Origin of the sequence: Mumia xiangluensis, from assembly GCF_010994095.1 — a bacterium.
In the GTDB taxonomy this organism is placed as follows: domain Bacteria; phylum Actinomycetota; class Actinomycetes; order Propionibacteriales; family Nocardioidaceae; genus Mumia; species Mumia xiangluensis.
Map to the genome: position 1 here is coordinate 170,406 of NZ_WJYO01000002.1, position 26,248 is coordinate 196,653.

23 protein-coding genes are annotated in these 26,248 nt (G+C 72.3%); 14 read left to right on the forward strand and 9 right to left on the reverse strand.

Annotated elements, in window-relative coordinates; genetic code table 11:
* Window positions 1-16: 16 nt before the first annotated feature.
* From GH747_RS06970 to secD, 6 genes are all read left to right on the forward strand, one after another.
* Entirely contained in the window at window positions 17-619 is a 603-nt protein-coding gene (locus tag GH747_RS06970; protein ID WP_149768871.1) for a DUF3000 domain-containing protein, read from the forward strand.
* Complete coding sequence (locus GH747_RS06975) at window positions 616-1,881, forward strand: HRDC domain-containing protein (RefSeq protein ID WP_228552814.1); 1,266 nt, start codon at window positions 616-618, stop codon at window positions 1,879-1,881. Before GH747_RS06970 ends, GH747_RS06975 begins: the two co-directional genes overlap by 4 nt.
* Window positions 1,882-1,981: 100 nt before the next feature.
* Entirely contained in the window at window positions 1,982-2,581 is a 600-nt protein-coding gene (locus tag GH747_RS06980; protein WP_149768872.1) for a hypothetical protein, read from the forward strand.
* A 226-nt stretch (window positions 2,582-2,807) separates the two neighbouring features.
* Window positions 2,808-4,202, forward strand: a complete 1,395-nt coding sequence (locus GH747_RS06985) for a dihydrolipoyl dehydrogenase family protein (protein ID WP_149768873.1) — start codon at window positions 2,808-2,810, stop codon at window positions 4,200-4,202.
* Window positions 4,203-4,285: 83 nt separating this feature from the next.
* Window positions 4,286-4,645: a hypothetical protein gene (locus GH747_RS06990; protein WP_149768874.1), complete on the forward strand. Its 360-nt coding sequence runs from the start codon at window positions 4,286-4,288 to the stop codon at window positions 4,643-4,645.
* A gap of 66 nt (window positions 4,646-4,711) precedes the next feature.
* The gene (secD, locus tag GH747_RS06995) at window positions 4,712-7,015 is read left to right on the forward strand and encodes a protein translocase subunit SecD (RefSeq protein ID WP_149768875.1); all 2,304 of its coding nucleotides are present in this window, start codon (window positions 4,712-4,714) and stop codon (window positions 7,013-7,015) included.
* Between the two features lie 110 nt (window positions 7,016-7,125).
* Here the strand turns inward: secD and GH747_RS07000 are convergent, their stop codons facing one another.
* The 6 genes from GH747_RS07000 to GH747_RS07025 form a co-directional block, all read right to left on the reverse strand.
* Window positions 7,126-7,656, reverse strand: a complete 531-nt coding sequence (locus GH747_RS07000) for a DUF6636 domain-containing protein (protein WP_149768876.1) — start codon at window positions 7,654-7,656, stop codon at window positions 7,126-7,128.
* A gap of 56 nt (window positions 7,657-7,712) precedes the next feature.
* Window positions 7,713-8,123, reverse strand: coding sequence for an SRPBCC family protein (locus GH747_RS07005; RefSeq protein WP_163695366.1), 411 nt, complete (start codon window positions 8,121-8,123; stop codon window positions 7,713-7,715).
* A 35-nt stretch (window positions 8,124-8,158) separates the two neighbouring features.
* Complete coding sequence (locus tag GH747_RS07010; protein ID WP_149768877.1) at window positions 8,159-10,915, reverse strand: AAA family ATPase; 2,757 nt, start codon at window positions 10,913-10,915, stop codon at window positions 8,159-8,161.
* Window positions 10,912-12,072 (reverse strand): metallophosphoesterase family protein, encoded by a 1,161-nt coding sequence (locus GH747_RS07015; protein ID WP_149768878.1) that lies wholly within the window; start codon window positions 12,070-12,072, stop codon window positions 10,912-10,914. Before GH747_RS07015 ends, GH747_RS07010 begins: the two co-directional genes overlap by 4 nt.
* 119 nt (window positions 12,073-12,191) lie before the next feature.
* The gene (locus GH747_RS07020; protein WP_205602837.1) at window positions 12,192-13,106 is read right to left on the reverse strand and encodes a ribokinase; all 915 of its coding nucleotides are present in this window, start codon (window positions 13,104-13,106) and stop codon (window positions 12,192-12,194) included.
* Window positions 13,103-14,140 (reverse strand): nucleoside hydrolase, encoded by a 1,038-nt coding sequence (locus tag GH747_RS07025; RefSeq protein ID WP_149768879.1) that lies wholly within the window; start codon window positions 14,138-14,140, stop codon window positions 13,103-13,105. Before GH747_RS07025 ends, GH747_RS07020 begins: the two co-directional genes overlap by 4 nt.
* 169 nt (window positions 14,141-14,309) lie before the next feature.
* Between GH747_RS07025 and GH747_RS07030 the strand changes: the two genes are divergently transcribed.
* Both GH747_RS07030 and tgt read left to right on the forward strand, forming a co-directional pair.
* Complete coding sequence (locus tag GH747_RS07030) at window positions 14,310-15,206, forward strand: hypothetical protein (protein ID WP_149768880.1); 897 nt, start codon at window positions 14,310-14,312, stop codon at window positions 15,204-15,206.
* Window positions 15,207-15,226: 20 nt separating this feature from the next.
* The gene (tgt, locus tag GH747_RS07035; RefSeq protein WP_149768881.1) at window positions 15,227-16,438 is read left to right on the forward strand and encodes a tRNA guanosine(34) transglycosylase Tgt; all 1,212 of its coding nucleotides are present in this window, start codon (window positions 15,227-15,229) and stop codon (window positions 16,436-16,438) included.
* Window positions 16,439-16,534: 96 nt separating this feature from the next.
* Here the strand turns inward: tgt and GH747_RS07040 are convergent, their stop codons facing one another.
* Together GH747_RS07040 and GH747_RS07045 are read right to left on the reverse strand one after the other, a co-directional pair.
* Entirely contained in the window at window positions 16,535-17,269 is a 735-nt protein-coding gene (locus tag GH747_RS07040) for a queuosine precursor transporter (protein WP_149768882.1), read from the reverse strand.
* On the reverse strand, window positions 17,266-18,519 hold the full coding sequence (locus GH747_RS07045; RefSeq protein WP_149768883.1) for a geranylgeranyl reductase family protein: 1,254 nt from the start codon (window positions 18,517-18,519) through the stop codon (window positions 17,266-17,268). The genes GH747_RS07040 and GH747_RS07045 overlap by 4 nt, the downstream gene beginning before the upstream one ends.
* Window positions 18,520-18,845: 326 nt before the next feature.
* On the opposite strand from GH747_RS07045, the gene GH747_RS07050 reads away from it, so the two are divergent.
* From GH747_RS07050 to GH747_RS07075, 6 genes are all read left to right on the forward strand, one after another.
* On the forward strand, window positions 18,846-20,396 hold the full coding sequence (locus GH747_RS07050) for an ATP-dependent DNA ligase (RefSeq protein WP_149768884.1): 1,551 nt from the start codon (window positions 18,846-18,848) through the stop codon (window positions 20,394-20,396).
* Between the two features lie 44 nt (window positions 20,397-20,440).
* Window positions 20,441-20,725, forward strand: coding sequence for a hypothetical protein (locus tag GH747_RS07055; RefSeq protein WP_149768885.1), 285 nt, complete (start codon window positions 20,441-20,443; stop codon window positions 20,723-20,725).
* Between the two features lie 160 nt (window positions 20,726-20,885).
* The gene (locus tag GH747_RS07060; RefSeq protein ID WP_149768886.1) at window positions 20,886-21,617 is read left to right on the forward strand and encodes a hypothetical protein; all 732 of its coding nucleotides are present in this window, start codon (window positions 20,886-20,888) and stop codon (window positions 21,615-21,617) included.
* Window positions 21,618-21,627: 10 nt separating this feature from the next.
* Window positions 21,628-22,041, forward strand: coding sequence for an MmcQ/YjbR family DNA-binding protein (locus GH747_RS07065; protein WP_149768887.1), 414 nt, complete (start codon window positions 21,628-21,630; stop codon window positions 22,039-22,041).
* The gene (locus tag GH747_RS07070; protein WP_149768888.1) at window positions 22,031-22,534 is read left to right on the forward strand and encodes a hypothetical protein; all 504 of its coding nucleotides are present in this window, start codon (window positions 22,031-22,033) and stop codon (window positions 22,532-22,534) included. The genes GH747_RS07065 and GH747_RS07070 overlap by 11 nt, the downstream gene beginning before the upstream one ends.
* Before the next feature lies 1 nt (window position 22,535).
* Window positions 22,536-23,393 (forward strand): hypothetical protein, encoded by an 858-nt coding sequence (locus GH747_RS07075; protein ID WP_149768889.1) that lies wholly within the window; start codon window positions 22,536-22,538, stop codon window positions 23,391-23,393.
* A 14-nt stretch (window positions 23,394-23,407) separates the two neighbouring features.
* Here the strand turns inward: GH747_RS07075 and GH747_RS07080 are convergent, their stop codons facing one another.
* Entirely contained in the window at window positions 23,408-26,233 is a 2,826-nt protein-coding gene (locus GH747_RS07080; RefSeq protein WP_149768890.1) for a helix-turn-helix transcriptional regulator, read from the reverse strand.
* Window positions 26,234-26,248: the final 15 nt, after the last annotated feature.

The window sequence follows — 26,248 nt, forward strand, 5'->3', positions numbered from 1 at the left end:
GATCTAAGGTGGGGGAATGGCAGCACGGAGCGAGCTCGACGGTCAGCCGTCCGAGTTCATCGATGCTGTCGCCGCGCTGCGCGACGCCGAGCTGCGACCTGAGGTGGTGTGCGAGGAGCTTCCGGCTCCCCGACGGATCGCCCCGTACTCGTACGCGCAGAGCGGCGACGTCCACGCTGGTGGCGAGGAGATCGGCACCGGCCGCCTCGTCCTGCTCCACGACCCGGGCGGCAACGACGCCTGGCAGGGCACCTTCCGCCTGGTGACGTTCACGCGTGCCGACGTCGACGCGGAGATGGCGGCGGACCCGGTCCTGCCGGAGGTCGGCTGGAGCTGGCTGGTCGAGTCCCTCTACTCCCGCAGCGCTGCGTACGTCGCGCCGAGCGGCAGCGTCACGACCGTCCGCACCGAGGGGTTCGGTGGGATGGAGGAGGACGGCTCGCGCGCACAGCTGGAGATCCGTGCCTCGTGGACGCCGCTCTTCGGATCGGGCGAGGACCTGGCGCGACACGCCTCCGCGTGGAGCGAGCTGCTCTGCAACGTCGCCGGGCTCCCGCCGCTGGCCCCCGGTGTGCTGACCCTGCCCCGCCGTGGGCGCGAGGGACGGCCGCGGCGGTGACCGACACCATCGAGCCCCCCGCCGAGGATCCGGCGGAGGCGGCCGCCGAGGAGCCGCCCGAACCGGTGGTGCTGCCGCCGTTGGAGCTGCACGAGCCGCTGCCTGGTGTTGTCGACGACCCCGACATGCTCGCCGCTGTGCTCGATCAGCTGCGGGCAGGCACCGGGCCGGTCGCGATCGACGCCGAGCGGGCGTCGGGCTACCGCTACTCCCAGCGCGCCTACCTCATCCAGCTGCGCCGAGAAGGCGCCGGCACGTCGCTGATCGACCCGGTGGCGTTCGACGACCTCAGAGCGCTCGACGAGGTGCTGGCGCCGACGGAGTGGATCCTGCACGCCGCGACGCAGGACCTGCCGTCGCTCGCCGAGGTGGGGCTGCGCCCGCGCACGCTGTTCGACACGGAGCTGGCAGGCCGGCTGCTCAACCTTCCCCGGGTCGGCCTCGCGGCGCTCGTGCAGGAGGTCTTCGGGATGAGCCTCGCCAAGGAGCACTCTGCCGCCGACTGGTCCACCCGTCCGCTGCCCGAGCCGTGGCTCCTGTACGCGGCGCTCGACGTCGAGCCCCTCGTCGGGCTGCGCGACGAGCTCGAGCGGCGGCTCGACGAGGCCGGCAAGCTGGAGTGGGCGCAAGAGGAGTTCTCGGCCCTGCTGTCGTTCACCGGTCCCCCGCCGCGAGCCGAGCCCTGGCGCCGTACGTCCGGCATCCACAAGGTCCGTGGTGCCCGCCGGCTCGCCCTCGTCCGCTCCCTGTGGGAGGCGCGCGACGCCATCGCCCGCGAGCGCGACATCACCCCCGGCCGGGTGCTCAACGACGCCGTGATCGTGGCGATCGCCCGTGCGAACCCCGCCAGCCGTCAGGAGCTCCGCGACCTCGACGTGATGCGCAGTCGCGGGGCGCGCCGCTACCTCGACACGTGGGACACCGCGGTGACGCAAGCACGTGAGGTGCTCGAGCGCGACCTGCCGTCGGCGGCGTCGAGCGATGCCGACGGCCCACCACCGGCTCGCGCGTGGCCCGATCGCAACCCGGAGGCCGCCGCGCGGCTCGCCGCGTACCGCACCGCGCTGACCGCGATCGCCGAGCGCCACGACCTCCCCTCGGAGAACCTCCTCACGCCGGAGATCGTCCGACGCCTCGCCTGGGACGACCCCGCAGGCGGCGACCAGGACGCGGTGGCGGAGTTCCTCACCAGCCGCGGCGCACGTCCCTGGCAGGTGGCCCTCACGGCGGCGGCGCTCGCCGCCGCCCGCAGCAGCCGCTGACCCCGTCGTACGGCGGTCTCTGACCGGGTCGCGCGGCCGTCTCAGAACCCGTCGTACGGCGGTCTCTGACCGCGTCCGGGCAGCCCACTAGGCTGGGCCGGTGGCCGAGTTCAAGAAGCCGCTCGTCGCGGGTCCGGACCTGTTCGCGTCGCTTCCCGGCGACGACGACCCGCTGACGCGCGCCGAGGCGGGAGCCCGAGTCGCGCACCTCCTGGTGCGCGGTGCCCGGGATGCCTCCGACCGTGAGACAACCGACCGGGTTCTCGCGCTGGCCGACGAGCACGGGCTCGACCTCCTGGCCGAGCTGTGGGCGACCGCGCCGGCCGACTCCCTCGCGGGGGCCTTGTGGCGTCTGTACGTCCTGAGGACCTGGGTGCGTCGCGACCCGGTGCGCGCGGCACGCGAGTTCGACGCCGGCAAACGCCACGCGCCGGTCGACGAGGTCGTCGCGGGCGTGGTCGACCCGCCCGGGCCGCAGGAGGTCGTCGCTCTGGTCGACGCGGTGGTGCGCGGCGTCGTGACGAACGACCTGGCCGACACGCTGGACCGCGCGGCGGCGTTTGCCCGGATCGTCGGGATCGGGCGGGCTGCACTCGACGAGGACGAGGGCGACGACGCCCTCAGCGCCCTCCGCCTCGTCGACACCGCGGCAGCCCTTCAGCGAGCCGCAGCCCATGAGCGCCAGGGCGACCTCGGCTAGCAGCGACCGGACGCGGGTTTGGGAGGCGTGCCCTAGGCTGGTGCGTGCGCCGGGCTGCGGTAGCCCCGGGTCCCACAGTTAGCCGCTACGAGCGGCCATGCGCCGTGAGGCGCTTCCCAGCCCGGCGCACAGCTTCCGCCCCGAGCCGTCCGCCGCTTGCCCTCGACTTCCCTGCGGCCTCCCCCGTGCACTGCGCGATTCCTCTGCGTACGCCATGCTCGGCGTCATGGATGCTGCTCAGGCCGAGACTGTCGACGTCATCGTGATCGGGACCGGGCCGGGCGGAGAGTACGCGACGGGCGAGCTCGCCCGCGCCGGACTCTCGGTGGTGGCCGTCGAGGCTGCTCTGGTCGGCGGCGAGTGCCCGTACTACGGCTGCATCCCCTCCAAGACCCTCATCCGCTCGGCCGACCTCCTCTCCGGCGCCCGCGTGGCCGACGGTGTCGCCGGCGCGGTCACCGTCAAACCCGACTTCGCCGACGCGTACGCCCGGGTGGTCGAGGTCACGGCCGACTGGGACGACACCGCTGCGGTGGAGCGGCTGGAACGCGCGGGCGCGCGGCTGGTGAGGGGTACGGGCACCCTCTCGGGCCCCCGTACGGTCACGGTCGACGGTCGCTCGTGGACGGCACGGCGCGGGATCCTGCTCGACGTCGGGACCCGGCCCGCCGCACCGCCGATCGACGGCCTCGCGGCCACGCCGTACTGGACGAACCGCGACATCCTCCGCAGCGCCGAGCCCCCGACGTCGTTGCTGGTGCTCGGCGGGGGCGCGATCGGGGTGGAGCTCGCGCAGGCGTACGCGCGGTACGGCGTCGCGGTGACCGTCGTCGAGGCGGGCCCACGCCTCCTTGCCCACGAGGAGCCCGAGTCGAGCGACCTCGTTGCGCAGGCGCTCGAGGCCGACGGCGTCACGATCCGCGCCTCGAGCACGGTCGTCGGCGTCACGCACGACGGCGAGCGCTTCAGCCTCGACCTCGAGGACGGCACGACGCTCGACACGCAGCGGCTCCTCGTTGCGTCGGGACGTACGCCCAACACCGACCGCCTCGGCCTCGAAAGCGTCGGCGTACGCACGCAGCGCGGGTTCGTCGCCACGGACCCGCACCAGCGGGTGCTGGCGGACCAGGACTCCGGCGAGGTCGTCGACGGACTGTGGGCGATCGGGGACGCGACCGGCAAGGGAGGGTTCACCCACGTGTCGATGTATCAGGCGGAGATCGCCGTCGCCACGATCCTCGACCGCTCCGGCCCGGCTGCTTCGTACCACGCGCTCCCGCGGGTGACCTTCACCGATCCCGAGGTTGGCGCGGTCGGTCTCACCGAGGAGCAGGCGCGTGACGCCGGCCTGGCCGTGCTCACCGGCACCGCCGACCTCGCGGCATCCTCGCGCGGCGCCACGTACGGGCCGGGCGCCGCCGGGTTCGTCAAGGTGGTGGCGGACTCCGACCGTCAGGTCCTCGTGGGAGCCACGTCGGCGGGCCCGGCAGGCGGTGAGATCCTCGGAGCCCTGACCGTCGCCATCCAGGCCGAGGTGCCTGTCGACGAGCTCCGGCAGACGATCTGGGCGTACCCGACGTTCCACCGGGCCATCGGCACCGCGATCGCCGACCTCTCCTGACCGACACGGCCCCGGCCTGGTCCGAGGTGACGGATGTCACCGCGCGCACCGGCGGCCTGGGAGTGTCCGGTTAGACTGCTCCGGTGCTGAGGAACGTCTCCCGATGGGCTGCTGCGACGCTCGCGGCTGCCCTCGCGGCGCTCCTTCTGACGATCGGCGGCACTGCTGCCTCAGCCAGCGTGACCGCTAAGGCGCCCGCCGGAGCCGATGCGGGGTCCTCTCCGACCCGGATCGACGTCCATACCAAGGGCACGCTGCACAAGGTGGACGTCGGCGCTCGCACCCAGTCCGACCAGCACGCCCTGGGGCCCGACCTCGGCACCGTCCCGCCACGGGCCGACGTTCGCGGCCTCATCCTGGTCACCGACGCGATCTCCGCGGACCACGACCCCGCGCAGGGTCGCGCACCGCCCCCCAGGCAGACGCGGGCTCCCCCTCGCTGACGGATCTACCCCGTCAGTCCTCCGCACCCCGTGCGGTCATCATCGTCAGAAGCCCGGAGCCTTCCCGTGTCAGGTACCAAGTCCCGCGCGCCGCTGTGGCGCGCCGTGGCAGCACTCGCCGTCCTCGTCCTCTCGGCGATCATCGCCCTGAACTTCTCACCCCGTCTCGGCCTCGATCTCAAGGGCGGGACGCAGATCGTCCTCGAGACCCAGTCCACCGACCGCGTCAAGGCCGACAGCGAGTCGACCGACCGTGCGCTCGAGGTCATCCGAGGTCGCGTCGACTCCCTGGGAGTCTCTGAGCCGACGCTCGCCCGCGCAGGCGACACCCGCATCATCGTCGAGCTCCCCGGTGTCCAGGACCCCCGCGAGGCCGCGAAGGTCATCGGGCAGACGGCGCAGCTGTCGTTCCACAACGTCGTCGGCCCCGCCGACGAGACCACCAAGCCTGCCGAGGGCCAGACGGTCGTCGAGGACGAGGACGGCAACTCGATCGTCGTCGGCCCGGTCGCCCTCGACGGCAACGGTGTGAGCAGTGCCGACGCCGAGCAGGAGACGCAGTCCCTCCAGTGGGTGGTCAACGTCAAGTTCAACGGCGAGGGCACGCCGGGGTGGCAGGGCCTCGTCCAGGAGGCTTGCGCGAACACCGCGGGCGGCCAGCGCATCGCGATCATGCTCGACCAGCGCGTGATCTCCTCGCCGCAGGTCCAGCCGAGCCTCTGCTCCGGTGCCGGCTCGACGACCAGCATCACCGGTAACTTCACCGCCGACTCCTCCAAGGACCTCGCCGTCCTGATCGAGGGCGGCGCCCTTCCGGTGCCCGTCGAGGTCATCGAGCAGCGCACGGTCGGTGCGACGCTCGGCGACGCCGCGATCGAGGCGTCGGTCGAGGCCGCTCTCCTCGGTGTGGCGCTGACCGCGGTGTTCATCGTCATCGTCTACCGCCTGATGGGCTTCCTCGCCAGCATCGCGCTCGGCACCTATGCCCTCCTCTCGTACGCGATGCTCGTCTGGCTCGGGGCGACGCTGACCCTCCCGGGCCTGGCCGGATTCGTGCTGGCGATCGGTCTCGCGATCGACGCGAACGTGCTCGTCTTCGAACGAGCGCGAGAGGAATACACCCGGAGAACCGGTGAGGGCTTGTCGCGAGCGCTCGACACCGGCTACCAGAAGGCCTGGTCGGCGATCCTCGACTCCAACGTCACCACCGTCATCGCCGCGGGCCTGCTGTTCATCTTCGCGAGCGGCCCCGTCAAGGGCTTCGGCGTCACGCTGACCATCGGCACGATCGCCTCCATGGTCTCGGCACTGGTCATCGCGCGTGTGCTGACCGACTGGGCGGTGCGTCGCTCGTTCGTGAAGAAGCGCCCGGGGATCACGGGCCTCTCGGGCACGGGCAAGTTCCGCGAGTGGCTGGTCACCAAGGGGCCGTTCGTGATGGGCAAGGCCGGCACGCTGATCATCGGCACGATCGTCGCGATCGTGATCGCGGTGACTGGTGTGGTCACGCAAGGCCTGAACCTCGGCGTGGAGTTCACCGGTGGGCGTGTCCTCGACTACCAGGTCGGCAAGGCGATCTCGGCCGACGAGGCTCGCGAGGTGGTCGCTGACGCTGGCTTCCCGAACGCGGTGGTCCAGGAGTCGAGCGGCGAGTCCGGCGACCAGACCAACATCACGGTCCGGACCGACCAGATCACCGACGACGAGGCCGCCCAGATCGAGGCGGCGCTCAGCGACGCGGCCGGAGGGGCGACGAAGGAGCGCGACGAGCTGATCGGCCCGAGCCTCGGCGACGAGCTGCGCAACAAGGCGATCATCGCCTTCATCATCGCGCTCGGTGCACAGATGATCTATCTCGCGATCCGGTTCCGGTGGACCTTCGCCGGAGCGGCCGTCCTTGCGCTCGCCACGACGGTGACGCTGGTGGTCGGCATCTTCGCCTGGGTCGGCGAACCGGTGGACGGCGTGTTCCTCGCAGCGATCCTGTCGATCATCGGCCTGGACGTGAACGACACCATCGTCGTGTTCGACCGCGTCCGTGAGAATCTCCGAGAACGCGGGAGCAAGAGCCTCCGCAGGGTCTTCAACGACGCGATCATGCAGACGATCCCCCGCACGATCAACACGGGCCTGGGTGCGATCTTCATCCTGGCCGCGCTGGCGATCTTCGGTGGTTCCTCGCTGCAGCCGTTCGCGATCGCGCTGCTGCTCGGCCTGATCCTCGGCACGGTCGGCACCGTGCTCGTGGCCTCGCCGATCGCGGTCCTGCTGGAGGAGAAGTTCCCGGTGCGCTCGAAGGAGGATCGCGTCGCTGCGGCCGACCCGTACGCCACGGTCCCCGCGAGCGGACGCGAGGCAGGCACGCTCTGACCTGAGCCTGCTGTCCCGAACGACAGTCACCCGGCCGAGATCCTGGATCTCGGCCGGGTGACGTCGTCTGCGGGTTCCGTCGCCCCGGACGGGGTGCTTGCCTGCGCTGACTAGAACGTGCCGGTCTTGGTGCGCGACACCATGAACCCGTGCCCCGATCCCGTGTGGACGCAGACCACGCCGGTGCGCTGGCTGGTGCAGCCGTAGTCACCGATGACCGTGGAGCTGCCGTACTCGAGCTCGGGCGAGTTGCCGGACATCTCCGGCACGGCGCAGGCGAAGTAGCCACCGGACTCGTCCAGGACGAGCTCCCCGCCCCAGCTGCCCTCGCACCCGTCAGGTCGGTCTGGCGGCGTGAACGAGTAGTCGGTGATCGCGCACCGTGCCCCGTCGGACGCGACCCGGCACACGATGTTGCCGGTCGGGCTGCGGAACGCCGGCATCTCCTCCCCCACCTTGGGAAGGTCGGTGTCGACCTTCTTGAGCGGGAGCGTCGCCGTACGCGAGGGCGAGGCCGGCTCCGGTGCCTCCGTCGAGCCCGCGGAGGCGGTGACGACGTCGGAGGCGGAGCCGCATCCGGCGAGCGTCAGGGCGAGCAGGGCGACTCCGGCAAGCATCGAGCCTGCGTGTGTGCGGTGCACAGTGGTCCTTCCGTCGTGGAGCGGGCCTCGCGGGCCACTCTAGGTCGACGGTCTCGTCAGGCGAACGCGAGGTGACGTGCCAGGCCGGCCTGACCCCGTCGCATCATCGCCCGATGGTTGAGTCGGAAGGCAGGGGCGAGCAGGTGCCCGGCAGCGTTCATCCACGGCTCGGTGGTGACGACCTCCTGGGAGTAGCGGAGGGTCGTGGCGCCGTCCGCCGCAGCGGTCAGCCGCCAGCTCGCCCAGCCCTCGAGGTCGCCGGCGATCTCGGCCAGCAGGTGTCGGGCTCCGGCGTCGACGCGGGTGCGGTGGAGGGTGAGATGGAGGGTGTACGGGAGCGAGGACCTGATCGCCACGCGGGCAGTGTCGTCGTCGATGCCGACGACGTGGCGGACGTCGGGCCACCAGCGGGCGTAGTGCTCGAGGTCGGCGACCGTGTCGAACGCCCGCTCCACCGGTGCAGGCACGTGCCACAGGCTCGCGAACGAGTAGTGCCGCGGTGTCACGAGGCCACCAGCCGGGCCGTGCGAGCGTTGCCGACGCTCGCGAAGCGGGTCGGTTGGCAGGTGAGGAGCACGACCTGCGCCGTCCGTCCGACGTCGTTGAGGACGACGGCGAGCTGCTCGAGCCGATCGGGGTCGGCGAACCCCATGGTGTCGTCGAGGATCACCGGCGCCCCCTTGTCGGCGGCGACGAGCTGCGCGCACGCGAGACGACCGAGGACTCCGAGCTGCTCGCGCGCACCGCCGGACAGCGACCCGAACGGAACCGTCCTGCCGCCGAGGGTCCGCGACTCGATGGCGAGGTCGGTCCCGACCGTCACCTGGAAGTCTGCTCCGAAGACCACCTGCCCCATGCGGTCGATGCGCTCCTTGAACGGGGCGACGTACTGGCGCTGCGCCTCGTCGCGGTGGCTCCGGAGGGTCGCACGCAAAAGGTGGACCGCCTGGGCGGAGCGGTGCGTACGGGCGTACGTCGTCTGGGCGCGCTCGAGTGCGGCCTCGACCTCGATCAGCGCGTCGTGGATGCCTTCCGTGGCGCGGTCCTCGAGCAGGGTCGCGAGCTCGACCCGGCGGGCAGCAGCGGTGTCGAGCTCGGCGTCGACGCGTACGACGAGGGCGCGAGCGTTGTCGAGCTCCATGGCAAGAGTCTCCGGCGAGGCGGCCTCCCACGCTGCTCGCGCCGCCTGGCGGGCGGTCTGCGAGGCCTCACGGGAGGCGGAAGCCACGGCGACGGCTTCCTCCAGGCTGTCGTCGCTGCGCTCGTCTCGGGCTGCGCCGAGCCGTGCGGTCGCGCCCTCGAGCTCGTGCGCGGCGCCGTCCAGGGCCTGCTGCGCACGCACCACAGTCTCAGCGGCGGTCGCCAACGTGTCGCGGGCGACCTCGTGGGCGGTGCGGGCCCGCTCTGCGGCGGCGTCGGCTTCGGCGGCGGCCTCGCGGGCGACGGCGTAGGTGAGGTCGAGGTCCTCGCGAGACGGCACCGCACCCGGCCTCGGATCAGCCGTGGCCGCCGCCTCCGGCCCTGGATCACCCGCAGCAGCCGCCGCAACCGCCGCCTCCGGCCCTGGATCACCCGCAACCGCCGGGGAGGCCTCGGGCTGGTGCTCACGGGCACTGAGCCGCTGCTCGAGGCTCGCGAGTCGGACCTCGAGGCTCGCGAGTCGGACCTCGAGGCTCGCGAGTCGGACCTCGAGCTCGTCGAGCGTCGCACCATCGAGCGCGTCGGCGAGGGTGGTCTGTGCGGCGTCTCGGCGGGCCGCTGCCGCACGGCGGCGTTCGTGGGCGACCCGAGCGGACTCGAGCGACTCCGTGCCGGACGTGCGCAGCGCAGCCTCGAACGCCTCGCGGGCGTCGTCGACGCGGCGATCGAGGTCGGCCGGCGGGGTCCCAGGGCTCACCACGACGTCGATCACTCCCTCGACGACGACGCGTGTCTCGCCGAGCACCGCCGCGACGTAGGGCTGTTCGGAGAGCACCTCGTCACCGACCCGGACCTGCTGCGGGCCGAGCGCACGGATGCTCAGCCGGGTAGCTGCGGCATCACGCGCGCCCTCGGCGACCCGCAAGGTCGTCGCCAGCTCGGTCAACGACGCCAGCACCGCGTCGTCGACGGGGATCGACGCGCACTCGGCGTGAGCGCGTGCCTGCGCGGTGCCGGCGTCGCGGGCACGGCGCACCCGATGGGCGAGCGCGTCGCGCTCGGCGAGGTCGCGGTGACGGGCGACGCGCTCAGCAGCGTCGTCCTTCGCACGTCTGGCCTCGGTCGCCCGGTCGGCGGCAGTGGCCGCGGCGGAACGTGCCTCCTCGGCAGCGCGCCCTGCGGCATCGTGCGCCGTGGTGGCCGCCTCGAGCCGCACGTGGGCCTTCTCCACCGCCTCCGAACGACCACGGAGATCGTCTGCCAGGGACTGGCGCGCGGAGAGGTCCCGCACAGCCTGCAGGTGTCCGGTCTCCGCGGTGTGGACGGCATCCTCCGTCCGGGTCAGCTCGCTGCGCAACGAGTCCAGAGCCCGGACGGCCTTCTCGGAACGCTCGAGCCGCGCCTGCGTCTCGACCTCGAGGGCGGACAGACGGGAGAACTCCTGCTCGTTGGTGTGGTGCTCGTCGACGTAGCGGTCCATCTCGGCGCTCCGGGCGCGGAGCGCCGCTGCCCGCGCCTGGAGCTCGGCGATCGTCGCCGCCGCGGTCGCATAGTCGCCGCGGGGCTTGCCCCCGGGGGTGAAGTAGTGCTCGTACTCGGTGTCGACGGCCGCCATCAGTGCATCGTGGTCGCCGGTCGCGCCGGCCGAGTCGTCGAGGGCCTGCTGCAGGGCGGAGATGTGCGCCAGCGACGGCTGGTCGAGCGCCTGACCCTGGATGACCTCGAGCGCGTTCCAGAGATCGACGTCGACCGTCTCGGCGAGGATCGCGTCGAAGCGCTGGTGAGCGTCGTCGCCGCTGAGCTGCTGCGGGACCGGGGCGCGGACGTCGAGCTCGGCGATCGGTCGGCTCAGCCAGCGCTTGCGGTAGACGAGGTCGTACGGACCGGTCTGCAGCTCGATCTCGGCCTCGGGCCCGACGTCGCGCCCGACCGGTTGGACGTTGCGGACCGCCTGGCTCCGTGCGCTCGACTTGGTCGTGCGGAGCAGTCGGATCGCCTCGGCGATCGACGACTTGCCCGTCTCGTTGGGGCCGACGACGACCGTGACGCCCTCGGCGAACGTGACGGTCGCCTCCTCCACGCCGCGGAAGTTGCGCAGCGTCACGCGGACGAGCCTCATCGCCGTGCCCCTGCAAGGCGGTAGAGGAGGCTCAGCGCATCCTGGGCGACCGTCTCCGGCCCGGCCTCGCCCGAGACCTCGTGCGCCGCGGCCTCCGACCGTGCCTGGGCCGTCAGCTCGTCGAGCGCTGCCTGGGCGAAGCCGCTGAGCCCGAGGTCGGCGAAGTCGTGGTCGTCGGGCAGCACGGCGAGGTCGGTGTGGCGCTCCCACAGGTCGAGGTGGGCGAAGAGGTCACCGGCGTCGTCGAGCGCGGAGTCGAGCGACGCCTTGGAGGAGGTCGAGAGGGTGCCGACCAGCGCGAGCCAGATCGCGTGGCGCTCCTTGTCAGGGATCGCGCGCAACCGGTCGGCGAGGCGGTGGACGTCCTCGAGGGAGTCGAGCCGCTCCTCGACGACGTCGAAGCTCCAGCGACCGACCCGCCTCCGGACCACCGACACGTCACGACTGCCGGGGTCGACGTCGACCACGAGCACGTTGCCCGGATCGTCCTCGACCCTCGCCGTCACCTCGGGTGCACCGGCGTACCAGATGCGCGGCTCGATCTCGGTCGTCGAGTGCCGGTCGCCGAGGACGGCGACGTGCGCGCAGCCGCCGTCGAGGACCTTCGTCAACGTCGGGACGTCGATGGCAGCGAGCGCGTCGCGGTCGGGGTTGAGCGTGCTGGCGACGCCGTGGCCGGCGATGACGCGCACCACCCCGTCGGGCGTCGGGAGGAGGCCTGAGCAGGCGTCCGCCACGAGGTCGCGCGTCGGATGCTTGCCGAACCAGGGTGCCCCCACGATCTCGGCGCCTTCGACCACGGTGAACGGAGCGGCGTCGCGCAGCACGTGCACGTGATCCGGCACGCGATCGAGGAACGCCCGCGCATCGTAGATCGATGCGGCGTCGAGCGGGTCGTGGTTGCCGGGGAGCAGCACCACGGGCACCGGGAACGCCCGCAGCGCCTCGAACGTCTTGGCGATGATCGCCCGGTCGAGCTGGTTGGACTCGAAGACGTCGCCGCACACGACCACGAACGACGCCTCGGTCTCGACCGCGACCTCGCCGATCCGCCGGACCGCGTCGAGCCTGGCCTGGTGGAACCGCGCGCGTGCCTCGTCGCCGAGGAACCGGGCGGTCATGCCGAGCTGCCAGTCGGCGGTCGCGATGAAGCGCATGCACACCTCCGGGGTCGGGACGAGCCTCCGAGCAGGCTCGATCTCGACCCTAGTCAGCGCGAGGGACACTCTGCGGGACGCGCGCCGAGCCTGGGGACGAGCAGTCGCTGTGGACGTCGTCACCCTCCGGAGGTCTGCTGCGCGCCCTCCCACAGCGTCGCCGCCGCGCCGGCGGCCACCGCCGAGGTGAGCGCCGCCTCGCGCCCGAGCCCCGCAGCCAGCGCCGCGGCGAGCGCGCCGGCGAAGGCATCCCCAGCTCCTGTGGTGTCGACAGGAGAGACGGACGGGGGCGCGGCCGACGCACTGCCCCACTGGGCGCCTCGACTCCCGAGCGTGACGCAGACGCGCTCTGCAGAGCCAGCCTCCGGCGACCCGTCCGCCTCCGGCGACCCGCCAGCCTCCGGCGACCCGTCCGCCTCCGGCGACTCGTCCGCCGCGTACGCCTCCGCCTCGTGCTCGTTCACCAGCAGCGGATCCGCCAGCATGCGCAGCGACGCCGGCAACGGGCGTACGGGAGAGGCGTTCAGCACCAGCCGAGTGCCTGCCGCGCGGGCGATGTCTGCGGCGGCGTCGACGGCGTCCTGCCCGATCTCCAGCTGGACCAGCAGCACGTCCGCGTCCGTGATCGCGCCCGCCGCGGCGCGTACGTCGGCCGCGCTGAGGCGCGCGTTGGCGCCGGGGGCGACGACGATCGTGTTCTCCCCGGCGGCGTCGACGACGATCAGCGCCGTGCCTGTCGGCACCCCAGGCGTCTCCACCAGGTGGGTCACGTCGATCCCGGCCGCTGCGAGGTGCTGCCGGTACGCGCGACCGTCCTCGTCGTCGCCGACCCTGCCGATGATCGTGACCTCGGCCCCGGCGCGTACGGCGGCGAGCGCCTGGTTGGCTCCCTTGCCGCCGCGCAGGCGTACGAGGTCGTCCCCCAGCACCGTCTCCCCCGGCGCGGGGTGCCGGTGCACACCCGTCACGAGGTCGACGTTGAGCGAGCCGACCACCGCCACGCGTCCGGCGACGACCTCCTCGCCCACCGTCACCGCTCGACCGTCCGGGCGGCGCCTTCGGTGTGCGACACCTGCGGCCGGGCCCCGATCGTCGTGAGGAACAGGTCTCGCGTCCCCTCGGCGTCCACGTCGAGCGCCACGTCGACCAGGTGCCCGAGCGAGTCGACCCCGTGGACGCTGTCCTCGCCGAGGACGTAGCGGCGGTCGACGACGGTCTGCCCGCGCGTCAGGCCAGGTGCCAGCGCCACGTGCACGGGCCAGCGGTGTGTCGTGAGCAGCTCCGGTCGCGCGACGGCGCACACGGCCCCCGCGTCGCCGATCAGCCCGCCGTGGCCGACGGCCGGGTCGGAGCGGATCACGCCGTGCGAGTGGGCGAGGAGGCGCCCGGCCAGCGCAACGGCGGGATCGGGGTCGTCGCGCAGCACCTCGTACGTCGCCTGCTCCACCACGACCTGCGAGAACACGTCCAGGCCGTACATCGTCACCGGCAGGCCGGCCCCGAGGACGATCGCGGCCGCCTCCGGGTCGTGCCACACGTTGAACTCCGCGGACGCCGTCGCGTTGCCGCCCGTGACGGCCCCGCCCATCGCGACGATTCCGGCGATGTTCTGCTTGACCTCCGGGTACGCCCTCAGCAGCAGCGCGACGTTCGTCATCGGCGCCAGCGGGACCAGCGTCACCGGCTCGGGCGAGTCCAGGACCGCCATCCGCATCATCTCGAGCGCCCCGCCGCCGAACGTCGCGCGAGACGACGCCGGCAGGCCCTGGTCGCCGAGCCCGTCCGCACCGTGCACGTGACGGGCGTCGCGCGCGGTCTCCAGGAGCGGCTGCTCCGCCCCGCGGGCGACCGGGATCTCCGGGGCGTCCAGCGCGTCGAGCACTGCCAGCGTGTTGGCGACGACCTGGTCGACGTCGGCGTTGCCGGCCACACAGCTGATGCCGCGCACGTCGAGACCGGGGTGCCGCACCGCGAACATCAGCGCGAGAGCGTCGTCGACCCCGGTGTCGACGTCCAGCACGACAGGTTGAGCCTGCGTCGTGCTGGGTTCGAGTGGAGCATGGGTCATGGGGTCACCGTAGTCGGATCGGCGTGTGCCGGACCTCACTTGGCCGGTCAGGCCGACTTGGCTACCGTCGAAGTTTGGCGTTCTCCGCACGGAGTCCGCTCTCGAGCTCCTCCGACCGGCACGACGACGTCGAGGAAACACATCACGCGGGCACCGCGGGAAGGGACGCATGGCGGCCAATCAGACCGACGACGACGACGCCACCGGCGTCCTCTCGGGCATCTCGACGAGCCAGGTCGCCGGCAGCGCGCTCGCGGCCGTGACCGCCGCTGTCGCGGGGTCGTGGCTCGGCGTGGCCGGCACCCTCATCGGCGCCGCGGTCGGCTCCGTCGTCGCCACCCTCGCGGGCACGATCTACACGAACTCGATCCGCAAGAGCCATCGTCTGGCCGAGGCCGCGCGCGTGGCGAGCCTCGCCACCCTCGCGAAGCGCGCCCCGGCGGGAGCGGGCAGCGCCGGTCCTGCTAGTACGACCGTGCTCCCTGTCCCGGAGGCGCTCGACGCGGCAGGACAGCCCGGCGACGGCGGGGTCGAGGACGTCGTCGACGCCGAGGTGGTGGCCGACGAGCAGCTGGCCGACGCCGAGGCGGAGCTCGCGGCCGACGAGAAGGCGCACCCCATCATCGCCTGGCGCGGCGTCCTCGCAGCCGCGGTGGTCAGCCTCGTCCTCGCGCTCGGCGGGATCTGGGCGTACGAGACGATCGTCGGCCACCCCATCGGGGAGAGTGGCAAGTCCGGCACGACGTTCAGCAACGTAGGCACGACGAGCGACGACCGCAACGACAAGAAGGACCCTGAGAACCCGACGGAGTCGGCTCCGACCGACGACGCCGACGAAGCAGACCCGACCGACGCGCCGAGCAGCTCGGCGACCGACGACGCGGAGCCTCCGGCGCCCGAGCCGAGCGGCTCGCCGTCCACCACGGCGCCGACGGAGACGGCCCCGCCGACGACCGCGCCGACGGAGAACGGTGGCTCGGGCACCGACGAGGGCGACCCCTCGCTCGGGCAGAACACCCCCGCACCGTCCGACGGCGTGACCACGCCGTCGTCGGTCGAGGGCTGAGTCGCTGGTTTGATGGACCGGTGACGTTCTCCTTCTCCGTCGGCGACCGCCTCGCCGACTCCGTCGACGGCGCCCAGGGCCGTACCGGTGTGATCTCGACGCCCCACGGCGACATCGCCACCCCCGCCTTCGTCCCCGTCGGCACCAAGGCCACGGTGAAGGCCGTACTGCCCGAGACCATGGGAGACCTGGGATCGCAGGCGCTGCTGGCGAACGCGTACCACCTCTACCTCCAGCCCGGCCCCGACATCGTCGACGAGGCGGGCGGGCTCGGGGCGTTCATGAACTGGCCGGGCCCGACGTTCACCGACTCCGGCGGCTTCCAGGTCCTGTCGCTCGGTGCCGGGTTCCGCAAGGTGCTCGCGATGGACACCACAGGCCGTACGGCGGACGACGTGATCGCCGAGGGCAAGGAGCGGCTCGCCCACATCGACGACGAGGGCGTCACGTTCAAGAGCCACCTCGACGGCTCGAAGCACCGCTTCACGCCCGAGGTGTCGATGCAGATCCAGCACCAGCTCGGCGCCGACATCATCTTCGCGTTCGACGAGTGCACGACGCTGATGAACACCCGTGACTACCAGGAGCGGTCGGTCGAGCGGACCCAGGCGTGGGCCGTACGCTGCGTCGCCGAGCACGCCGCGCAGACGACGGCGCGGGTCGGCAAGCCGTACCAGGCGCTGTTCGGCGTCGTGCAGGGCGCGCAGTACGAGGACCTGCGGCGGCAGTCGGCGCGCGGGCTCGTGGAGCTCGGGTTCGACGGCTTCGGCATCGGCGGGGCGCTCGACAAGGAGCTGCTCGGCACGATCGTCGGCTGGGTGTGTGAGGAGCTGCCCGAGGACAAGCCGCGCCACCTGCTCGGGATCGGCGAGCCGGACGACCTCTTCGCCGGCGTCGAGGCCGGCGCCGACACGTTCGACTGCGTGAGCCCGTCGCGGGTCGCTCGTTCGAGCCGCGTCTACACCCACGACGGACAGCGCAACCTGCTGGTCGCAGCATCGCGGCGGAAGTTCGCGCCGATCGACGAGGAGTGCGACTGCTACACCTGCTCGCACTACACCGAGGCGTACCTGCACCACCTGTTCAAGGCCAAGGAGTACAACGCCGGGACGCTCGTGACCATCCACAACGAGCGGTTCATCGTGCGGCTCGTCGACCGGATCCGCGCGTCGATCTCGGACGGGTCGTACGCCGAGCTGAAGTCCGACTTCCTCGGCCGCTACTACGCCTGAGGCCGCGTCCCCGATTCGTGGGATTGCGCACGGTTTAAGGGCGCAGATTCCTTGCCCTTTCCCACAAATCGGGGACGAGGCGCGTGGTCGCGTGCGTCAGTACGTCGGTTCGCGCGACTTCAGCCAGCCGATCACGAGCATCGTCACCGGCATCACGAGCAGCTCGACGCCGACCTTGTACACGAAGCCGACGATCGCGTAGTTCCAGAACTGCCCCATCGTCGTGATGCCGATGACCGAGGCGGCGATCGCACAGAAGATCAGGGTGTCCGCGAGCTCGCCGACGCCCGTGGACGTGATCAGACGCAGGAACAGCCCGCGCTCCGCCGTACGGGCCTTCATCCGCACCAGCACGACACTGTTGAGGAGCTGACCGACGACGTATCCGGCCAGGCTCGCGAGCACGATCTGCGGCACGAAGCCGAGGACCGCCTCGTACGCCGCCTGGTTCTCGTAGAACGACGCGCCCGGCGCCTCCTGCACGACGAGGAACGTCACCGACGCGAGGATCGCCATCGCGAAGCCGGTGATGATCGCGCGTCGCGCGGCCGCGAAGCCGTACACCTCGGAGATCACGTCGCCCAGGATGTAGGCGAGGGGGAACAGGAACGCCCCGCCGTCGGTGATGACGGGCCAGACCTGGAGGCTGCCGATCGACCAGCTGCCCGATCCGAACTCGATGCCCTTGGTGGCGACGATGTTGGAGACGACCAGCACGACGCAGAACATCGCGAGGATGATGTCGAAGTGCGTCGATCCTCGCGACGCGTAGCGTACGGCGCCCTCCGGCGCGGCGACCCCGCCCGCACCCTTGCGTGCACCCTCGCTCATGCGAACGGCCGGCGCTGGTCGAGCCGCAAGGACATCCGGCCGGCCCATCGCCACAGGCGCGCGACGGCGTCGCGGTCCTCGTCGGTCACGAGGTTCCCCATCAGGCGCAGGGCGATCGTCATCAGCGCGTACGACCTCATGCCGACAGGGCCTGCGGTGGTGACGACTCCCGGCACGGTCAGGATGCCGGCAAGGCGCCGCGCGATCGAGAACGCCTCGCCGTAGTGGTCGCGCAGCACCGCCGGCCACGCAGTGCCGAGGTCCGCGCCGGCAGCGAGCTCCTCCGCGACCAGACGTCCGGTCTCGAGCCCGTAGTCGATGCCTTCGCCGTTGAGCGGGTTCACGCAGCCCGCCGCGTCGCCGATCAACGCCCAGTTCGGGCCGGCGACGCCCGATACGGCACCGCCCATCGGCAGCAGCGCCGAGGTCGGGGCACGCAGCTCGTCGGCCAGCTCCCACTCCGTACGGCGCAGGCGGGCGTAGTGCTCCATCAACGGGCGCAGCTGCACGTTGGCCGGACGCTTGGAGGTGGCGAGCGTGCCGACGCCGAGGTTCACCTCACCGTCGGCGAGCGGGAAGATCCAGCCGTACCCGCTCAGCAGGTCGCCCTGCTCGTCACGCAGCTCGAGGTGGCTGGAGATCCAAGAGTCGTCGCTGCGCGCGGACTTCACGTACGACCGGCCTGCCACGCCGTACGCGGTGTCGCGGTGCCACTCGCGGCCGAGGACGCGCCCGAGCGGGGAGCGTACGCCGTCGGCGACCACCAGGCGGTCGCAGGCGACGCGGTGCGGGCCGTGGCTGGTCTTGAAGACGACCTCGCTCACCCGGTCGCCGTCGCGGACCACGTCGACGGCGCGTGCCGCATCCAGCGGGGTGGCCCCGGCGTCGAGGGCGGCCGTACGGATGTGGGCGTCGAGCTCGGTACGAGGGACCGCAGAACCGTGGTCGGGCAGCGAGCCGCCGGGCCACGGGAGGAGGAGCGTCTGGCCGAACCCGGCCGCGCGGAGGCCACGGTTGGTGCCGTGGCGGCGGACCCAGGGACCGAGGTCGAGGCGGTCCAGCTCGGCGATGGCACGCGGCGTGAGGCCGTCGCCGCAGGTCTTGTCCCGCGGGAAGCGGGCAGCGTCGGCGATGACGACGTCGAGCCCGTGCCGGGCGGCCCATGCTGCGGCGGCTGAGCCTGCGGGGCCCGCACCGACGACGAGGACGTCGGTACGGGTGGGGAGGCTCGTCGCGGGATCGGGGATCACGTGCCCGATTCTGTCATCCCGTGCACAGCCGCCGCCCCACGACCGCGTGCCGGCGGCGGTCGCGGTGGCGGCGGCAGGCGGTGGCGGTGGCGGTGGCGGCAGCGGTGGCGGTGGCGGTGGCGGTGAGTGTGGTCCCACTGGCCGCACCCCACGTGGGATCAGGCTCACCGCAGCTCGAGCCGCACCGCGCACCGCCCACTCGCGGTGAGTGTGGTCCCACCAGCCGCACCCCGCGTGGGACCAGGCTCACCGCCGCTGGTGCGAGGTGGGACCACACTCACCGCTCTGCGCTGCCGCTGTCGGTGCCCCGCAGCAGAATGGGCCGCATGCTCCTCGCCGACGTCGTCGCCACCTCCCGGGCCGTTGCCGGCACGCGGTCGCGCCTCGCCAAGCGGTCCGCGATCGCCGAGTTGCTCCGCCGTACGGAAGTGGACGATCTGGAGGTCGTCGTCACCTACCTCGCCGGCGAGCTCCGCCAGCGCCGTACGGGCCTGGGCTGGGCGTCGTTGCGCGACCTGCCGTCACCGGCGGCGGAGCCGAGCCTCACGGTCCAGGAGGTCGACGCGACCTTCGCGGCGATGGCGGCGATGTCCGGGCCGGGGTCGCAGGGCGAGCGCTCCAACGCTGCGGCGGCGCTGTTCGGTGCAGCGACCGCCGACGAGCAGCGGTTCCTCGCCGGCCTGATCTCGGGCGACGTCCGCCAGGGCGCTCTCGACTCGGTGGTGCTCGACGCGCTCGCCGAGGCGTCCGACGTCCCCGCGGCCGACGTCCGCCGTGCCGCGATGCTCCAGGGTGCCACTCCCCCGGTCGCCGTCGCTGCGATGACCGGCGGAACCGAGGCGGTGGCGGCCATCACGGCGCTCGCGCCGGGCCGAGCCGTACGCCCAATGCTGGCGTCGTCGGCCCCCGACCTCGCCGCAGCCCTCGACAAGATCGGCGCCGGCGTGACCGCCTCGGTCGATACGAAGCTCGACGGAATCCGCATCCAGGTCCACCGTGTCGGCGACGACGTGCGGGTCTTCACGCGCAGCCTCGACGACATCACCGAGCGGGTGCCGCAGATCGTCGAGACCGTCCGTTCGCTCGCCGCCGACCCCCTCGTGCTGGACGGTGAGGCGCTGGTGATCGAGCGCGACGGGCGGCCGGCGCCGTTCCAGGACATCGCGTCGCTCGGTGCGACGCACCCGCGAGACGCGGCGCCCGATCTGCGGTCCGGCGAGGACGTACGCGTCCTGTCACCGGTGTTCTTCGACGTGCTGCACGCTGACGGCGAAGACCTCCTCGACCGTCCGTTGCGCGACCGGCTCGAGGTTCTCGGGCGGATCGCACCGAGCCTCGGCGTCCCGCGACTTCGCACGGCCGACGCCGACGAGGCGCAAGCGTTCTTCGCGGAGGCGGTCGCCGGCGGCTACGAGGGTGTGGTCGTGAAGTCGCTCGACGCCCCGTACGACGCGGGCCGGCGCGGCGCGGCCTGGGTGAAGGTCAAGCCCCGGCACACGCTCGACCTCGTCGTGCTCGCCGTCGAGTGGGGGTCCGGCCGCCGCAAGGGCTGGCTGAGCAACATCCACCTCGGCGCGCGCGATCCCGAGGGCGGCTTCGTGATGCTCGGCAAGACGTTCAAGGGGATGACCGACGAGATGCTGCAGTGGCAGACGGAGCGGTTCCGCGAGCTGGCCGACGGTTCGACCGACACCCACGTCGTGACGCTCCGCCCGGAGCAGGTGGTGGAGATCGCGTTCGACGGGGTGCAGCGGTCGCCGAGGTATCCCGGCGGTGTGGCGCTCCGATTCGCCCGCGTGCTGCGCTACCGCGACGACAAGCGGCCCGAGGAGGCCGACACGATCGACGCCGTACGCGCCCTGGGCGCCGGCAACTAACGGGGTTCGCTGCCGATCTTGCGCCGTTCATCCACAATGACGGCGTGGACAAGCGGCAGGTCAAGCGGCAGGTGATGGACGTCCGCATGCTGCTCAGGGAATGGGACGCCCTCGACGTCGCGGGCGCCACCGAGCACCACGACGAGTACGACTGCATGATCGGCCCACTTCTCTGCCACCTTCGAGACGGCGCTGATGCGACGTTCTTGCGCGGTTGGATCGCGCGGGAACGCGTGGACCACTTCGGGCTCAGCCCAGACGACAGTGCCGATCGCGCGCTCGCGGACGCCCTCGTTGCCTTCGGGCTCAGCGCTGGTTTGACGCCTTAGGCGTCCTGGTCGACTCGTCGCTGAGCGGGCCGCACCGTCGGCGAGGGCCACCACCACGCCCGTACGGCACGATTCCGCAACAGTTCGCCTATATCGTGTACGTCGCGCGGGCCCGCATGCAACAGTGCCACCGTCCCGCAATCCTCTCTCGGAGTGACTCATGGTCATGGAGCCCCACAACTGGGCACTGCTCGCCTACACGCTGGCGTCGCTGGCTATCGCGGTCGTGCTCGTGTCCGTGATCCGACGCGGCCGCGCGGTCGGTGTGACCGTCGGTGTGCTGCCGCTCCTGGTGACGCTGGGCCTGGTGTACGACAACCTCCTGCTGACCTTCGGCACCTCGTGGGGCGAGAGCCGCGCCCTGGAGCTCGCCTCGTACCCGCGCTACCTCCTCCACGCGCTCTTCACTCCCCTCCTCGTCGTGTTCGCGGCGCGCGTCGCCCACCGGTGGGACGTCCGCGGATTCCGCGGCCGGAACAGCCTGACCATCTGGACGGCCATCACCGTCGCGATCATCGCGCTCGCGCTGTCCGGCGAGATCGGGATGCACCTGACGCCGGTCACCACGGACGGCGTCCTCAGCTACAAGCACCTCGACGGCGCGCCACCGTTCCCCGAGATCGCGACCATCGTCGCTCTCCTCGTCATCGGCGCCCTGATGCTCCGCCACGCCCGGTGGCCCTGGGTGCTCGTCGGCGCCGCACAGATGTTCGTCGCCGCCGGGGCCGCAGCCTCGAACGCGATCATCACCAACCTCGGCGAGGTCCTGCTGCTCGCGGCGATGACCGCCACCGCTCACGAGGCTGTACGCCGCGCGCTGCCGGCCGCAGAAACCGATCGACCCGCGCCGGCTGAGCCCGCCCCGACCGACGCCGTACGCTCCGCGCGCTGAGGCTGCAGCCATGGCTAGGGCACGCAAGGCCCGCGAGTCCGACATCGACGAGATCGCGCTGGCCCTGCCGCGCGTCTCCAAGGTTCCCGGATGGGGCGGCCTGCCGTCGTACCAGGTGAGCAGGAAGTTCTTCGTCGGCTACCGCTCCCCGCGCCCGGATGCCGTCGATGCCGCGACGGGCGAGCGGCTGACCGACGTCCTCGTGTTCCGGGTGCCGGACGAGGGCGACAAGCTCGCGCTGGTCCAGGGCGACGGGCCGTGGTTCACGACCGACCACTTCAACGGCTACAACGCCGTGCTGCTGCGCCTCGCCCACCTCGGCGAGCTCACGCGCGACGAGCTGGCCGAGGTCATCGTGGACGCGTGGCGTTCGCAGGCTCCGAAGACGGTCGTGAAGACCTGGGAGGCCGAGCGTGGGAAGTGACCACGCCGCGCTCGGCGCAGCGGGTGACGCGACCGACCGCGCGCTGCGCAGGCGGTTCGCCGCGCTCGTCGCGAACCTCATCCTGGCCGTCGCCCTCCCGATCGTCGGGTTCGCCATCCTCCTCGGGGGATCGAACGTGTACGCGTCGGCTGCCCTCGTCGTGCTGATTGTCATGTCCCTCGTCGGATCGTTCATCGGGCCGCACGTCCCGATCCAGGCGGTTCGTCCACTCCTCCGCCGGCGCGTCGTGACCCGAGCCACCGTGCTGCCGACACCCACGACCGCGGACCGTCCCGGGCCGGCCAGCAGCTTCCACCTCCGCATCGGCGACCACGACTACGCCTGGCAGGCGGCCCTCCCCTCGGGCTGCGTCCCGTACGTCGGCGGAACTCTCGAGCTGCGCGGGGACGTGCGCGACCGCGGGTGGGTCCTGGCGTACGACCCGACGTGGGGCGCCGCGTATCCGCTCAAGCGGCTGCGCCTGATGGCCTGAGATGAACCCGCCGCCGACGCGCCCGGACGACGCGGTTCGCCGCGCGCTGCTCCAGCGGCTGACCGGGATCGTCGTGTGCGTCGTCGTGGCAGGCGGCGGGTTCGCGTTCCTGGCCCACCTGTCCATCAACGATCCGTACGGCGGAACGCACGACGTCATGCGCGCCCGCGACGTCGTGGCCTCGCAGCCGCACGTGACGGCCAGGGTGGTGGGCTACGAAGACCTCCTGGACTCGACCGACTTCTACCGCGAGGTCGTCGTCCGGCTTCCCGATGGCTCGTACGCCGAGGTGTGGACCCTGCAGACCGGTTTGTTCTCGCTGTTCTTCGGCGGACCGGACAACGGTGAGCGCCTCCAGGTTGCGGTCGATCCTGCGGAACCGACCTGGGCCGCCAGCGTCGACGACGCGCAGGCATCAATCGTCGATCACGCCCGCTACGTCTTGTTCGACCTCGGCCCGCTCGTCGTCATGCCCTTCCTCGCCCTCAGGCTGATCTTCAGCGCGGCAGGGTCGATCCCGCTGCGCGCCTACCGCGCTCTGCGCCATCCGCGTGTCTGCGCCGCCGCGGAGGTGCTCACGATCATGCACACCCGCAAGCGCGCCAACCAGGCCGTCACCCTCCGTATCCGGGTCAACGACGACGAGTACAGCTGGGACGCGACCCTGCCGAAGGACTGCGTCCCGTACGTCGGCGGCGTGCTCGACCTGCGAGGGGACATCGAGGACGGCGGCTGGGTGATGGCGGTCGATGCGCAGCACGGGACGGCCTGGCCGCGGGCGCGCCTCCGGAAGTGGGGTTCCGAGCCACCGACGCAGAGCTGGCACCCCACGACCCGCCACCTCGCCCCCGAACGCTGAGGCCGCACGCGCGCTCAGCCGTCGCGCGCCCCCGCCCGCGCGATGACGGCCGCCTCCGTGCGGCTGGCGACCCCGAGCTTGCGCAGGATCGCCGACACGTGGACCGACGCCGTCTTCGGGCTGATGAACAGGCGCTCGGCGATCTGGCCGTTGGTGAGACCGTCGGCGACCAGGTCGAGCACCTGCCGCTCGCGGTCGGTCAGCTCGTCGCCGTCGCCCCGCCGAGTCGACCGCGCCCCGATCGACGCCAGCATCGCCTCGGCCTGGCCGGCGACGAGACCGCAGCTGATCGCCCGCGCGGCCGCCACTGCCTCGGCCAGCCGCTCCCGCGCCGTCGCCCGATCGCCCGCGTCGAGGAGCGCCTCGCCCTCTCGCAGCAGCGCGTACGGGCGGACGTGGGCCGGACCACGGTCGATGCCCAGCACCGCCGACCACGGCCCCTCGCCCAGCTCTGCGGCGAACACGGCCGACCACAGCTCGAAGTCGGTCGCGCTGGCGCACTCGGCGAGCACAGCACGGTACGGAGTGACGTCCGGCGCCTCGGCCCCCGGCGTACGGCGGAGCGCGGCAACCGCCCTCCCCACGACCCCCAGCATCGACAGCTCGTACGCGGGGTCGCGCGGCGGGCCCGGCGCCAGGAGCACGTCGGACAGCAGCCGCAGCGCGACGTCCGGCTCGTCGCGCAGCAGCGCCAGATCGGCCATGGTCTCGGCGACGCGGGTGCGGACCTGAGCCTCGAGCCGCCCTACGCGGGCCCAGTCGTCGCTGCTGGTGCGCACCACGGCCTCGGCGGCATCGACGTCGCCGCGCCACATCAACAGCCAGGCCCAACGCTCGCGCAGGTAGACCGAGAAGATGCTGGACGACACCAGCGGCACCGAGCGGGCGTACCAGGCGGCGGCCCGGTCCCACTCCCCCAGCGCGATCAGGCTCTCGGCCATGTTGCCCTCGAGCATCGCGGCGCTGCCCCACCCCGCGCCGAGCGCGTGCGACCGGCGGGCGCCCTCGCCGGCGACCGCCAGCGCGCGGGCGTACTGGCCACGGACGAAGTAGCAGTGGGACGCGTTCGTGAAGTAGCGGCCGAGCGGCATCCAGTCGTCCGCGGCCAGCTCGCGGGCCCGCTCCAGGTCGTCGAAGCCGCCCTCGTCGCCCTGGTCCACCACCCGGCTCACTCCGCGCATGTTGAGCGCGAGGGACGCCTGTGCGCTCGCTCCGACGACCATCGCGGTCTCGTAGCACTCGGTCGCATAGACGATGGCCTCGTCGGCCCGTCCGTCGATCATCGCGTCGCGCGCCTTGGAGACCAGCAGCGCCACCCGGACGTCGTCGCGCTCTCCGGGCGGCACCAGCGCGAGCCCCCGCTCCAGAAGCACACGGCCCTCCTCGCTGCCGGACTGCGCCGTGATCACCGCGGCCTCGTCGAGCGCCAGGGCGAGTCCGTACGGGTCGTCCTCGGGCCACTCGTCGAGCGCCTGCCGGCTGAGCGCCACCGCCCGATCGAGCCGGGTCGTCGCGCGCACGGCGTCGGCGACCCGGATCAGCAGCGTGTGGTGCGGGAGGCCCGCGACGGCCTCCGCGTCCGGCACCATCGGCCACACCTCAAGGGCACGCTCTCCGAGCTCGGCTGCCGTGACCCAGGCCCCGGCGGCGCCGGCCGCACCGAACGCGGTCACGGCCGTCTCCAGCGCTCGGTCGAGCACCCGCGCACCCCACCAGTGATCGGCGATCTCGGACAACCGGGACACCGTCGAGGGGTACGTCGCGAGTGCGGCCGCGTAGTCGGAGTGCAGCCTGCGCCGCTCCCCCGGCAGCAGCTCGGTGACCACGGCCTCCTGGACGAGCGCGTGCCGGAAGGCGTACGCGTCGCCGTCACCGACGAGCACGGACGCCTCGACGGCCTCGCGTGCGGCGCCCTCGGTCGCGGCAAGGGCGTCGGCGCCGAGCGCGTCGGCCAAGAGGTCGTACGGGGCACGCTGCCCGGCAGCAGCCACCCATCGGCAGAACTCCTGCGCGGCGGGAGTGAGCCGCCGATATCGGAGCAGCAGGAGATCACGCAACGACTCGGGCAGCGACGACCCGAGGGATCCGAGCAGCTCCTCGACGTAGAACGGCACCCCGTCGCTGCGCTCGATGAGATCGGCGAGCCCGAGGCCGGCATCGTCCGCGTCCAGCAGGGCGGACGCCAGCTGTGCGACCTCGCCCTCGTCGAGCCGTCGCAGGTCGATCCGTGTCACCAGCCGCGACCGCTCGAGCTCGGCGAGCAGCGCCCGCAGCGGGTGTCCTCGGCCGACGTCGTCGCTGCGATAGGTGGCGACCAGCAGCAGCGACGACCCGGCGGCGGTCCGTGCGAGTCGGTCGACCGCGGCGCGGGTGGTGTCGTCGGACCAGTGCAGGTCTTCCACGACGACGACCAGCGGACGAGTGCGGGCGATCTCGACCAGGAGCCCTGCCACGACGTCGGGCAGCCGCCCCGGCATCACGTCGGCCCGGACGTCGATCAGCCGCGGCGCGATCAGCCCGAGCGCGTCGGCGCCCGGCCCGGCGGTGGCGAGTGTCTGCTCGACCCCGAGCGCGTCGACGACGTCCCGCAGCAAGCCCTCGAGCGCGGCGTACGGGATGGGGCCTGACCCCGAGCCCGCACAACCGCCGCGGACGACGAGCGTCTCGCCGTCATCGCGCACCGACTGCGTCAGCTCGTCCAGGAGCCGGGTCTTGCCGATGCCGGCCTCGCCCGCCACCACGTACGTCCGGGAGCCGCCGGATCGCACGTCTGCGAGAGCGTCCCGGAGCATCCCGAGCTCACCTGCGCGGCCCACGAGGGGTGCTCGAACTCGAGACATGCCTCCATCGTGCCG